15 protein-coding genes are annotated in these 12,848 nt (G+C 29.4%); 12 read left to right on the top strand and 3 right to left on the bottom strand.

Annotated elements, in window-relative coordinates; translation table 11 throughout:
• Window positions 1-14 precede the first annotated feature (14 nt).
• The 3 genes from lysS (at window position 15) to H3N56_RS04600 (ending at window position 2,591) form a co-directional block, all read left to right on the top strand.
• Window positions 15-1,493 (top strand): lysine--tRNA ligase, encoded by a 1,479-nt coding sequence (gene lysS / locus H3N56_RS04610; RefSeq protein ID WP_185880098.1) that lies wholly within the window; start codon window positions 15-17, stop codon window positions 1,491-1,493.
• A 61-nt stretch (window positions 1,494-1,554) separates the two neighbouring features.
• On the top strand, window positions 1,555-1,902 hold the full coding sequence (locus H3N56_RS04605) for a CidA/LrgA family protein (RefSeq protein WP_185880097.1): 348 nt from the start codon (window positions 1,555-1,557) through the stop codon (window positions 1,900-1,902).
• Window positions 1,899-2,591: an LrgB family protein gene (locus tag H3N56_RS04600; RefSeq protein ID WP_185880096.1), complete on the top strand. Its 693-nt coding sequence runs from the start codon at window positions 1,899-1,901 to the stop codon at window positions 2,589-2,591. The genes H3N56_RS04605 and H3N56_RS04600 overlap by 4 nt, the downstream gene beginning before the upstream one ends.
• Before the next feature lie 290 nt (window positions 2,592-2,881).
• Here H3N56_RS04600 and H3N56_RS04595 read toward each other — a convergent pair whose 3' ends face one another.
• The 3 genes from H3N56_RS04595 to H3N56_RS04585 form a co-directional block, all read right to left on the bottom strand.
• Window positions 2,882-3,127 carry a hypothetical protein gene (locus H3N56_RS04595; protein ID WP_185880095.1) on the bottom strand — a complete coding sequence of 82 codons (246 nt, stop codon included), beginning with the start codon at window positions 3,125-3,127 and terminating at the stop codon, window positions 2,882-2,884.
• Between the two features lie 78 nt (window positions 3,128-3,205).
• The gene (locus tag H3N56_RS04590; RefSeq protein ID WP_185880094.1) at window positions 3,206-3,700 is read right to left on the bottom strand and encodes a toxin-antitoxin system YwqK family antitoxin; all 495 of its coding nucleotides are present in this window, start codon (window positions 3,698-3,700) and stop codon (window positions 3,206-3,208) included.
• Window positions 3,701-3,705: 5 nt separating this feature from the next.
• Entirely contained in the window at window positions 3,706-4,125 is a 420-nt protein-coding gene (locus H3N56_RS04585; RefSeq protein WP_185880093.1) for a SoxR reducing system RseC family protein, read from the bottom strand.
• Between the two features lie 141 nt (window positions 4,126-4,266).
• Between H3N56_RS04585 and H3N56_RS04580 the strand changes: the two genes are divergently transcribed.
• The 9 genes from H3N56_RS04580 to gatB are packed head-to-tail and all read left to right on the top strand — an operon-like array spanning window position 4,267 to window position 12,848.
• The gene (locus H3N56_RS04580; protein WP_185880092.1) at window positions 4,267-5,169 is read left to right on the top strand and encodes a hypothetical protein; all 903 of its coding nucleotides are present in this window, start codon (window positions 4,267-4,269) and stop codon (window positions 5,167-5,169) included.
• Window positions 5,144-5,722 carry a nucleoside triphosphate pyrophosphatase gene (locus tag H3N56_RS04575; protein WP_185880091.1) on the top strand — a complete coding sequence of 193 codons (579 nt, stop codon included), beginning with the start codon at window positions 5,144-5,146 and terminating at the stop codon, window positions 5,720-5,722. Before H3N56_RS04580 ends, H3N56_RS04575 begins: the two co-directional genes overlap by 26 nt.
• A gap of 21 nt (window positions 5,723-5,743) precedes the next feature.
• A complete protein-coding gene (locus H3N56_RS04570; protein ID WP_185880090.1) occupies window positions 5,744-6,790 on the top strand; it encodes a rod shape-determining protein in 1,047 nt (348 codons plus the stop codon).
• An 11-nt stretch (window positions 6,791-6,801) separates the two neighbouring features.
• A complete protein-coding gene (locus H3N56_RS04565) occupies window positions 6,802-8,373 on the top strand; it encodes a hypothetical protein (protein ID WP_185880089.1) in 1,572 nt (523 codons plus the stop codon).
• 14 nt (window positions 8,374-8,387) lie between these two features.
• Entirely contained in the window at window positions 8,388-8,918 is a 531-nt protein-coding gene (gene scpB, locus H3N56_RS04560) for an SMC-Scp complex subunit ScpB (protein WP_185881070.1), read from the top strand.
• Window positions 8,908-9,612, top strand: coding sequence for a pseudouridine synthase (locus H3N56_RS04555; RefSeq protein WP_185881071.1), 705 nt, complete (start codon window positions 8,908-8,910; stop codon window positions 9,610-9,612). Before scpB ends, H3N56_RS04555 begins: the two co-directional genes overlap by 11 nt.
• A 36-nt stretch (window positions 9,613-9,648) precedes the next feature.
• Window positions 9,649-9,939, top strand: a complete 291-nt coding sequence (gene gatC / locus H3N56_RS04550) for an Asp-tRNA(Asn)/Glu-tRNA(Gln) amidotransferase subunit GatC (RefSeq protein ID WP_185880088.1) — start codon at window positions 9,649-9,651, stop codon at window positions 9,937-9,939.
• 27 nt (window positions 9,940-9,966) lie between these two features.
• Complete coding sequence (gene gatA, locus H3N56_RS04545; RefSeq protein ID WP_185880087.1) at window positions 9,967-11,403, top strand: Asp-tRNA(Asn)/Glu-tRNA(Gln) amidotransferase subunit GatA; 1,437 nt, start codon at window positions 9,967-9,969, stop codon at window positions 11,401-11,403.
• Window positions 11,403-12,848 carry an Asp-tRNA(Asn)/Glu-tRNA(Gln) amidotransferase subunit GatB gene (gatB, locus tag H3N56_RS04540; RefSeq protein WP_185880086.1) on the top strand — a complete coding sequence of 482 codons (1,446 nt, stop codon included), beginning with the start codon at window positions 11,403-11,405 and terminating at the stop codon, window positions 12,846-12,848. The genes gatA and gatB overlap by 1 nt, the downstream gene beginning before the upstream one ends.

The following is a 12,848-nucleotide window of genomic DNA, read 5'->3' as shown; positions in this document are numbered from 1 at the left end:
AGGGAGAATGTTTTATGGAAAGATACTTCGATAGAGTAGCAAAAGAACATCTTGTGATGGAACAATGGGAAAAAGTTAAAGAGATAGAAGAACTGGGTGTATATCCATTCGGAAAAAGATATGATAAGAAAAATATGGTAGGAGAAATTTTAGCTTCTTCACCTGAGGCTGAGGTTGAATTTAAAACTGCTGGAAGAATCATGGGATTCAGAGAGCAAGGTAAAGCTGTATTTGCTCATATAGAGGATCAAACTGGGAAAATCCAAGTTTATATAAGACAAGACCAAATTGGAGAAGAAAACTTTAATGTTATCAAAAAAATTGGTGTTGGAGATATTCTTGGTGTAACAGGAAAACTTTTCATGACTCAAAAAGGTGAATTAACTTTAAGAGTTTCTGAGTGTGAACTTCTTTCAAAAAATGTAAGACCTTTACCAGATAAGTATCATGGATTAACAGATGTTGAAACAAGATATAGAAAAAGATATTTAGATCTAATAATGAATAGAGAAGTAAAGGATACTTTCATAAAAAGAATTAAAATAATAAATGGAATTAGAAGCTTCCTAAATACTAAAGGGTTCTTAGAAGTTGAAACTCCTATGATGCATCCAATAGTTGGAGGAGCAGCAGCAAAACCATTTATAACTCATCACAATGCTCTAGACATGGAACTATACTTAAGAATAGCTCCAGAACTTTATTTAAAAAGACTAATAATTGGTGGATTTGATAAGGTTTATGAAATAAATAGAAACTTTAGAAACGAAGGAATGTCTACAAGACATAATCCAGAGTTTACAATGATGGAACTTTACCAAGCATATGCAGATTATAATGATATGATGGATTTAACAGAAGAATTATTTAAATACTTAGCTAAAGACGTTTTAGGAACAACTCAAATTGAATACAATGGAAAAGAAATAAACCTTGATGTATTTAAGAGAGTTCATATGGTAGATATGGTTAAGGAAGTTACAGGTGCAGATTTCTGGCAGCAACTTACTGTAGATCAAGCTAAAGAGCTTGCTAAAGAGCATGGAGTTGTAGTAGCAGGTCATATGACTTCAGTAGGACACATAATAAATGAGTTCTTTGAACAAAAATGTGAAGAGACTATAGTACAGCCAACATTTGTATATGGACATCCAGTTGAGATATCACCTCTAGCTAAAAGAAACTCTCAAGATTCAAGATTTACAGATAGATTTGAACTATTTATAGACGCAAGAGAATACGGAAATGCTTTCTCAGAGTTAAATGATCCTGCGGATCAAAGAGGAAGATTTGAATCTCAAGTTGAAGAAGCTCTATTAGGAAATGATGAAGCAACAGCGGTTATAGATGACGATTATATCGAAGCTTTAGAGTATGCTCTTCCACCAACAGGAGGACTTGGAATAGGTATTGATAGAACAATAATGTTACTAACTGGTGCACCATCAATTAGAGACGTAATCTTCTTCCCTCAAATGAAGAAGAGAGACTAGTTAATATACATGAGGCTGATCATAATGATCAGCCTTTATTTTATTATTAAGGGAGAACTATATGATATTTCAACTATTATTATTATTAGGAATAAATTATGCAGGAATGATTATTGGAGAAGGATTAAAGTTACCTACCCCTGGAGCAGTAAATGGATTATTACTCCTATTTTTTCTTCTTTATACAAAAGTATTGAAGGTAAATGATATAGATAAGGTTTGTGATTTTTTACTTATAAACATGATAATAACATTTCTTCCAGCAGGCGTAAGATTGATAGATTCATTAAATCTATTACAAGAAAGTTTTTTTAAACTAATTATGCTTCTTATAATAACTACAGTTCTTACAATGGCTGTAACAGCTCTGAGTGTAGATTTTTTAATTAAAAGGAGAGATAAAAAATGAGAGATATTATTTTTAATACACCATTCTTCGGAATTATAATAAGTTTTTTATGTTTTGAAATAGGGAAAAGAATATTTGTGAGAACAAAAAATCCTTTGTTTAATCCACTTTTAATAGCAATAATATTAGTGATAAGTTTTTTAAAAGTATTTAATGTACCTCTTGAAGAATATGAGTTAGGAGGAGGTATAATAGGATTTTTCTTAGCTCCAGCAACTGTTGCACTGGGTCTTCCACTTTACAGACAATTTGATACTTTAAAAAAAAATTTTTTACCGATAATGGTGGGATCTGTGATAGGTTCAATAACAGCAATTTTATCAGTTATTGTGTTTGGTAAATTGTTAGGAGTAGAGAAGATACTTTTAGTTTCTTTCATCCCAAAATCGATTACAACACCTATAGGAATAGAAGTTAGTAAATATTTAGGAGGACTTCCAGCAATAACGGTATTTGCCATAATAGTAACTGGAGTAGCAGGAAATATATTTGCTCCAATTGTATGTAACGTTCTAAAAATAAAAAGTCCTGTTGCAAGAGGTCTTGGAATAGGTGTTTCAAGTCATGCTGTTGGAACAGCAAAAGCTATGGAAATGGGAGAGGTTGAAGGTGCAATGAGTGCTCTTTCAATAGTTATAGCTGGAATAGTAACGATATTTCTTGCTCCTTTATTAGTATCATTAGTCTAGAATTGTAGTACAGAATATCTGAGAAATATAAAAAACCTCCTGAAAAACAGGAGGTTTTTTATATAACACGGGGGAGTGTTAAAAATAAAAAAGATTAAAATAGATTTTGGGGGGTTATTAATTATCTACTTAAATCAAATTTGGTCTCATGAAAGAGTATACAATAAATATTGTGTTTAGTCAAGAATAAATTGCATAATATTTGAAATGAAATATTAATTTCCCATTCATAAAACATATGTTAAAAAACCAATTAAAATGGATAATTGTACTACAATTATCCATCAAAATTAATCTATTGTTTTTTCTTTCTTTATAACAGCTAAAGCAAATTGATGAGCATCAACTAATGCTGAAGAATAAGCAAATTTTGTTTCACCTTCAAATAATCCATTTAAAAGTATTTGTTGCTGTTCTGTTATGTTCATTTCTAAAGTTTCAACACTTAATGAACCTTCTTTATATTCTTCCATAAGAGCGTAGTAAATAGAATCAAAAGTACTGTTATAGATTTCCTCTTCAATATTTGCAAACATAAATTTCCACCTCACATTTATTAGTTTAATTTGATTTTATAATAACATTGTTTACCAAAATTGTCAATTATTATACTGCTAATTATTTTGGTCAAAATAATTTTGTTTTTTTCCATAATTAACTTTTCCTGTTAATTTACCTTCCTTACTATAATAGTTCCAAACTCCATAAGGATTTCCGTTTGAAAACATTCCTAAAATTTGAAGCTGACCATTGTCATGATAAAGTTTAAAGAGTCCATTATCTTTTCCTTCTTTGTAAACAGTCTCAAAAGTTTTTGTTCCATCTTTTCTGTATATTACATACTTTCCATCTAAAGATCCTTTTTTCCAATTCTCAATAGATTTAAGTTTTCCATTAGGGTAAAAGGTTAACCATTTTCCATCAGGAATACCCTTTGTGTAAAATTCTCGATCTTTTTTATCTATCACCATTCCAGTAAAGGGAGTAGATTCTTTTGTAACATGTACTATTCCATTTTTTTCAATTGTTTTTGACACATCGACATTTCTTAATTTAGCATGTGCTAGTATTGTTGATATAAAAAAAAGAAACATTAATTTTTTCTTCATTTTAATTACTCCTTACCTTCAACTTTTTTAATAGATGAAATTACAATATCATTTTCAAAATGATTTTTTCCAAGTTTTTTGTCATAGAAATAAACTCCAATAAAAGATAGAACTAGAGCTAAAAAACTAAAGATTATACAAGTGGGTTCATCATAGTTTAGAGTACTGCTCAGGTAGTAACCTAGAAACATTGCTATGATAGGTATAATATAAACTATTGTAGCGGCTTTTAATACTTTTTTATCTTCAATTTCAAACGTAACAATATCTCCAACTTCAAGTTTTTTGTCTGTATTGAATTTAAAATCATTGGTTACTTTATTGCTATCACTACATTTATTACAGTGAGAGCATGCAGTTTCTTTGTACATAGATAGAGTGACCAGTGTTCCATTTACATTTTTAACAATACCACTATTTTTCATAAAGCACCTCATTATTAGAATCATTATATTTGGATTATATCACAAAAAAAAACTTTAAAAAAGTAGAGGGTATATTTCTTGAAAACTAAAAATCTCTATGATACAATGTTATAAGCGTTGAAAACTAAGAGGTAGCATTTTATGAAAAAAATAATAAGTGTATTTACTATAAAAAATATATATTTAATTTCTGTAGTATATTTTTTTTACGGTTATTTTTTTACAAATTTTTTGGATAAATTTTCTTTTTATGAAAAGATTAAAAACTATCTGGGAGTATTCCAATTATTGTTTTTAATTGTCTTAGCAGTTTCTCCATTTCCTATGTATATGAAAAATAAAAAGAAAAAAATTGTCTTAAAAACAAGATTGATTTTCTTTGTAATATTTTGTTTTTCAGTAGTTTATGGTTATTTATTGGATTTAATCTATAAATTAGATTCTATTTCCGATATAGAATCTTATATTATAGAGATGGGAGTTTTTGATTATAATATAGGAACACTTCCAACTTATCTGTTACTTGAAATTTATAATAGGTTTGAAAAAAAATGGATCTACTCTGTTTTAGGATTTTTAATTTTTTTATCTGTATTGATATTAATAGCAAAAGAAGTAAGAATAACGGTATGTGCTATTATAAATGCAATACGTAATAGAAGAGAGAGAATTAAAAAAGAAAAATTACTAAAAGAACAGATTGCTATTAAAGAATATCAAGAGAAGCTAGAGATAAGCTATGTAGAGGCGTTAGAGAAACAAAGAGAAAAAGATATTCAAGATGCGGTCGAAGAAGCGATACAAAATAATCTTGTTTTAAAACAAATCGAAGAAGAAACAGAAGAAATAGTAAAATTAAAAATAATTCTCAATGAAGATCTTGAGGAAACTGAAAAAGTTGAAGAATTTATTGAAGAGGAAACTGAGATTTTACTAGAAGAAGAGAAGGTAGAAGAAATAGAAACTGAAAAAGTTGAAGATGAAGAGAAAACTGAGGAAGAGGAGGAAATAGAAAAAAATGATACTAGCATCCAAGTCTCCTAGAAGAAAAGAAATTTTGGAAAATTTTGGATTTAATCTTAAAATAGCTACAGAAAATGTTGATGAAGTAAGTGACAAAATAGAAATTACAGATCAAATTATGGATATTTCAAGAAAGAAGACAATTGCTGTTGCAGTAAAAAACCCTGATGAATACGTGGTTGGAGCAGATACTGTTGTAGAGTTAGATGGAAAAATTCTAGGGAAACCTAAAGATTCTAAAGATGCATTTGATATGTTAAGAGCTTTATCAGGAAAAAAGAACAGAGTTATTACTGCTTATACAATAATTTGCTTGAATAAAAATATTGAGATAAATAATTATGAAACTACAGATGTTTATTTCAAAGAATTAAAAGATGAAGAAATCAATTGGTATATAGGAACATTAGAGCCTATGGATAAAGCCGGTGCATATGGTGTACAGGGAAAAGGGGCTGTTTTTGTGGATAGAATTGATGGAGATTTCTTTGGAGTAGTTGGATTTCCGATTGGAAAATTTATAGAAAATTTAAAAAGGATAGGAGTATCCTTAGAAGAAATGGGAAATATATGAAAAATTTTAGAGGTGAATTGAATGAAAAAATATTTAGGTAAATTTTGGGGAATATTTTCAGAGGATTTAGGAATAGATTTAGGAACTTCTAACACTCTTATCTGTGTAAAAAATAAGGGAATAATTTTAAATGATCCATCAGTAGTTGCTGTAAATAATAAAACAAAAGAGATGTTTGAAGTAGGAGAAAAAGCTAAGCAGATGCTTGGGAAAACTCCTCAAAGTGTAGATGCTATAAGACCATTGAAAAATGGAGTTATTGCTGATTATGAAATTACTGAAAAGATGTTAAGAGAGTTCTATAGAAGAGTAAATAGTAGCAGATTCTTATCTAGCCCTAGAGTTATAATATGTGTTCCAGCAGGAGTTACACAAGTTGAAAAAAGAGCTGTAATGGATGTTACAAGAGAAGCAGGAGCTAGAGAGGCATATCTTATTGAAGAGCCAATGGCTGCAGCTATAGGAATGGGTCTTAACATATTTGAGCCGGAAGGAAATCTGGTTGTAGATATTGGTGGAGGAACAACAGAGATTGCGGTTATATCTTTAGGAGGAATTGTAAAAACAACTTCACTGAAAATAGCTGGAGATAAGTTTGACACTCTTATAATAGATTATGTTAGACAAAAACATAACCTATTAATTGGAGAAAAAACTGCTGAAGAAATAAAAATTTCAGTTGGAGCAGTAATGGATTTAGAAGAGGATATATTTATAGAAATAAGTGGAAGAAATATATTAAATGGACTTCCTAAAAATGTTAAAATTCATTCTTCAGAAATCGTAGAAGCATTGGATGAAGCTATCTATCAGATAATAGAAGAAATCAAAGTTATATTAGAAAAAACTCCACCAGAATTATCTTCTGATATAAAAAGAAAAGGAATATATTTAGGAGGAGGGGGAGCCCTTCTTAGAGGAATAGATAAAAGAATTGCAGAAAACTTAAATCTTAATGTTACTACATCTGATGAACCATTAAATGCGGTAATAAATGGAATACAAGTTCTTTTAAAAGAATTTGATAAGTATAGTAAAGTTTTAATATCTCCAGAAAACGACTATTAAAAGGAGTTGTTATGAAGAGATTAATACTCTTGTATATATTAGTATTTTCTATAGTTCAGGCAGACTATCTCACCACCAATGGAGAGATAGCTCTTTTTTATGATAATAAAATTAATAGATTAAAATATGTAAGAGGGGATATATTTCAACTTATTGATATTTCTCAGATGGGAATATATTTTAAAAAAAATAATGAAATGTATTCTATGGAGGCAGGCTCATATAAGGTTATAGCGGAAAATAGTAATCTTTTAAAGATAGAATATCTAATCGATGGGAATAAAGTGACAACTCATATATTCCCATCTGTCTCAGATAAAAGAGTACTATATATGATGACCGATACTTCTAATCTCAATTGGAAAGGAGATTTTCAGATAATATATATGATATCTCCATCTTCTGAGTCGGTAGATATAGAATTTGATGGAATGTACTATTACTTTGGAGACACAACTTCTTTTAACTCGATAAATAATACAGGACTTTTATTTATCGCTAAACCTGTGGAATTTTTAAAATTTAATATGACTCCTGTAAATGAAAAAATAAGAAAAAATACTGGTCAGAGATTATATTTTTTTACAGAAGTTAAGGATAAGATGCAGGGGGATAAATTAGTTTTTAATTTTAAGCATAAAAATGTAGTGGACTACACAGAAGATAATAATAGATTTTTAAAAGAACAACATATTTTTTGGAATGATTTTACTAAAAATTTTTTAGGAATGAAAAGTCTAACTATAAAAGAATTAGAGTTTTTAAAGATGATTTCAGAAAATAATGTAATTCCTCAAAGTATAGCATATAATAAAAGTTTACCAAGTTTTCAAGATAGATTAAGAATAGCATATATATTGTCTGTATATGGTGAAAATGATTTAGTTAATAAAGTTGTTCAAGATATATCTAGTGAAAGAAAAAATAATTTAGAAAATATAGAATACTATTTATATTTGTTTAAAATTATTAATACTGGTAAGTTGAAAATTGAAAAAGATGTATTTACGGAAGTAATACAACCAAATATTGATAATTCATTGAAGGAACTTCTTGAAAATAAGGATAGAATTGAAACAGAATCAGATCTAGAAAATGCCTATACTCTTTGGAGATTTTTAAATATTTATAAAAATTTTGTTCAAAATGAAACGTCGTTAAACTATATGAGATTCCATTTTGAACATATAGGAATAGAAATAAAAAATACAATTTTGAGGTTGCCAGGTGGATTTGACAACTTAAAATCCATAAAATACTTGGAAATATTACCATCAAATGAGAGAATAAAGATATTGGAGAAAATGTATATAAACTATTATGATAAAAAAATTGGAGTTTTGAAATCTTCTGAAAATTCAGAAATAGATTTAGAAAACAATTTAGAGTACACTTTAAAACTTTATGAAAATGGAATGACCAGAAAAGGAGATATTCTATTTAGTAGGTTAGAAGAACTAATAAAAGGAAATAAAGGATACATAGTTCCTAAATTACAAATTGAAGATGAAAATTTTATAGGTATATATACATATCCTCTATATTTATATTTAAAGATAGTTCAGTATAGGGGGATGCAATGAATTTAAGAAATCAAATAGGATTAAAAACACAAGTTGAGTCAATTTTATTATTGGGCGGAGATGAAATAAAGATAAAAGATTTATGTAAATTTTTTTCTCTGTCTTTAGATAAAATGCTTTTACTTTTGCAGGAATTAAAAAATGAAAGAAAAGGAACCGGAATAAACATAGAGATGCATGAAGAGTTAGTATATTTAGTTACAAATCCCATTTGTGGAGAAGTAATCAATAAATATTTTGAACAAGATGCAAAACCTAAAAAACTCTCAGGAGCCTCTTTAGAAACACTTTCGATAATAGCTTATAACCAACCGGTTACAAAGACTGAAATTGAAGCGATAAGAGGGGTTTCTGTAGATAAAATTATTCAAAATTTAGAGAATAAAAAATTTATTGTGGTTTGTGGAAAAAGAGAAAGTATAGGAAGACCAAATTTATATGAAATAACTGATAAGTTTTTAGGTTATTTAGGAATAGATTCGGTAAATGAACTTCCTAACTATGAAGAAACAAAGGAGAAAATAAGTGGAAGAAATAAGAATTAATAAATATTTATCATCAGTAGGGATAGCGTCAAGAAGAGAGATAGACAGATTAATAGAGATAAAGGCTATAAAGGTTAATGGAGTACTAGCAACTGCAGGATTAAAAGTTACTGGGGAAGAAGTTATAACTATAAATGGAAAACCTTTAGAGAAAAATAAAGTGGAAAGAAAAGTTTATTATATGCTAAATAAACCAAAAGGTGTTTTAAGTACAGCTAAAGATGATAGAGGAAGAAAAACAGTTATTGATTTAATAGATTGTCCAGAAAGAATTTTCCCAATAGGTAGACTTGACTCAGAAACTGAAGGTCTGATACTTTTAACAAATGATGGAGAACTTTTTAATAGAGTTATACATCCAAAAGCTGAAGTATATAAAGAATATTTTGCAATTATAGCTGGAGAAGTAAAGGATAAAGAATTATCAAGATTAGCTAAAGGTGTTATATTAGAAGATGGAGCAACTCTTCCAGCAAAAGTAAAGATTATTAGAAGAGAAAAAGGTAAGAGTGAAGTTTCGATTGCAATTAGAGAAGGAAGAAATAGACAAGTAAGAAGAATGTTTGACGCTATAAAGCATCCAGTAAAGTTTCTTAGAAGAGATTCTATTGGAAAAATCACTCTTCGTGGTTTAGAAGTTGGAAGTTACAGAAAATTAACTAGAGAAGAAGTATTATATCTTCAATCTATGTAAAATAAATATTTAAAACTATTTTTAGGAGGAAAAGGGATGTCTTTAACTAGAGAAGAAGTCTTAAATGTTGCTAAATTAGCAAGACTTGAATTTAAACTTGAAGAAATTGAAAAATTTCAAAATGAATTAAACGATATAATAAAATATATTGATGTTCTTAGTGAGGTAAATACAGATAATGTAGAGCCTTTAACACAGGTGAATGATGGAGTAAATAATTTTAGAGAAGATGAAATTAAGCCATCAATTAGTGTTGCAGATGCAATATTAAATGCACCAAGTTCTGAGGATGGAGCAATAATAGTTCCAAAAGTTGTAGGAGAGTAATAAATTACTAATAAGGAGGATTCTCTAATGGAAAATATTTACAAATTAACAGCTTTAGAGATTAGAGATAAAGTTGTAACAGGACAACTAACAGCTGAAGAAGTCGTTAATGCGATTTTTAAAAGAATAGAAGATACTGATAATGAAATTGGAAGTTTTGTATCTCTTAGGAAAGAAAAAGCTCTTGAAGAAGCTAAATTAATAGATTTAAAAGTTAAAAATGGTGATAAATTAGGAGCTTTAGCAGGGGTTCCAGTTTCAATAAAAGATAATATGGTATCTGTTGGAGATTTAACAACAGGAGCATCTAAAATTTTAAATAATTATATTGGTATCTATGATGCAACAGTTGTTGAAAAGCTTAAAGCTGCAGATGCAATAATAATTGGAAAAACAAACATGGATGAGTTTGCAATGGGTTCTACTACAACTACATCTTGTTATGAAAAAGTTACAAAAAATCCTTGGGACTTAGAAAGAGTTCCTGGTGGAAGTAGTGGAGGAGCGGCGACATCTGTTGCAGCTGAGCAGTGCTTCATCTCTCTTGGATCTGATACTGGTGGAAGTATAAGACAACCAGCTTCATTTTGTGGAGTTGTAGGTCTTAAACCAACATATGGAAGAGTTTCAAGATATGGACTTATGGCTTTTGCTTCATCACTTGATCAAATAGGTCCTTTTACAAAAACTGTAAAAGATGCTGCTTTGGCAATGAATGTTATAGCTGGGATGGATGAGTTTGATGCTACTCTTGAAGATGTTAAGGTTCCTAACTATTTGGAGTCACTAACAGGAGATATAAAGGGAATGAAGATTGGAGTTCCTAAAGAGTATTTCATAGAAGGAATTAGACCTGAAGTTAGAGATGTTGTAGAAAGATCATTAGAAACATTTAGAACGTTAGGAGCTGAAATTGTTGAGATTTCTCTTCCTCATACAAAATATGCTGTTCCAACGTATTATGTTTTGGCACCAGCGGAAGCTAGTTCGAACTTAGCAAGATATGATGGTGTTAGATATGGTTATAGAGCAGAAAACTTAAAGGATATAAATGATCTTTATGTGAAATCAAGAAGTGAAGGATTTGGAGATGAAGTTAAGAGAAGAATCATGATAGGAACTTATGTTTTAAGTGCAGGATTCTTTGATGCTTATTTCAAAAAAGCACAAAAAGTTAGAAGACTTATAAAGAATGATTTTGACGTAGCATTTGAAAATGTAGATATCATATTTACTCCAGTTACTCCATCTACGGCATTTAGAATAGATGAGAAAAAATCTCCAGTTGAGTTATACTTGGAAGATATATTTACTATCTCTGCAAATTTAGCAGGAATACCAGGAATTTCAGTTCCAGCAGGACTTGCTAACGGATTACCTGTAGGTATCCAGTTATTAGGAAAACCATTTAGAGAAGAAGATATATTAAGAGCAGGAGATGCTTTTGAAAAGGGGAGATTTTAATGGTAAGAGAATGGGAATCAGTAATCGGACTTGAAGTACATCTTCAGCTAAAAACAGGAACTAAGGTTTGGTGTGGTTGTAGTGCTAACTATGATAACGCAGATTCAAATAGTCATACTTGTCCTATATGTTTAGGACATCCTGGAGCATTGCCAAAACTTAATAAAAAGGTTGTAGAGTACGCTATAAAAGCTGCTCTTGCACTAAATTGTAAAGTAAATAACGTGAGTGCTTTTGATAGAAAAAATTATTTCTATCCAGATACTCCCAAAAATTATCAAATAACTCAATTTGAAACACCATACTGTGAAAAGGGTCATTTGGAATTTAAGATGAATTCAGGAAAAGATATTAGAGTTGGAATTACTAGAATTCAAATAGAAGAAGATGCTGGTAAATCAATTCATGCTGGAGAAGAATCATTTATAAACTTTAATAGAGCATCTATGCCATTGATTGAGATTATATCAGATCCTGATTTAAGAAGTTCAGAAGAGGCATATGAGTATCTTAATTTATTAAAAAGTACAATAAAATATACTGGAATCAGTGATGTTTCAATGGAACTAGGATCATTAAGATGTGATGCTAATATCTCTGTAAGAGAAAAAGGGACAGAGAAATTTGGAACAAGAGTTGAGGTAAAAAATCTTAATTCATTTAAAGCTGTTGCTAGAGCAATTGATTATGAGATTGGAAGACAGATTGATGTTATTGAGAATGGTGGAAAAATTGATCAGGAAACTAGACTTTGGGATGATGAATCTCAAGTAACAAGAATTATGAGAAGTAAAGAAGAAGCTATGGATTACAGATACTTCTCAGAACCTGATCTATTAAAGTTAGTTATAACTGATAAAGAAGTAGAAGAAATAGCTAAAACTATGCCAGAATCAAAAGTAGAAAAAGTAGCGAGATTTATAAAAGATTATTCTATTCCAGAATATGATGCTCAAATTTTATCTGAAGAAATTGAACTTGCAGATTATTTCGAAGCTGTGACAAAAATTACCAAAAATCCAAAACTTTCTTCTAACTGGATAATGACAGAAGTATTAAGAAATCTAAAAGAATCAGGAAAAACTATTGAAGAATTTACAATTTCATCGGAAGATTTGGCAAAAATAATAAACCTAATTGGAACGAATGTAATATCTTCAAAAATAGCAAAAGAACTGTTTGAAATTAGATTAACTGATATAAGAGATCCAGAAGTTATAGTTAGAGAAAAAGGAATGCTTCAGGTAGCTGATACGGGTGCAATTGAAGAGATGGTAGACAAAGTTCTAGCAGAAAATCCTCAAATGATAGAAGATTATAAAAATTCAGATGAGGGTAGAAAACCAAGAGTATTAAAAGGGCTTATAGGACAAGTTATGAAAATTTCTAAAGGGAAAGCCAATCCTCAAATGGTAACAGAAATAGTTGAAAAAAAGTTATCTTAA

Origin of the sequence: Cetobacterium sp. 2A, from assembly GCF_014250685.1 — a bacterium.
GTDB lineage: Bacteria > Fusobacteriota > Fusobacteriia > Fusobacteriales > Fusobacteriaceae > Cetobacterium.
The sequence above is the reverse complement of the archived record's forward strand: the minus strand, read 5'-3'. Positions and strand labels throughout refer to the sequence as shown.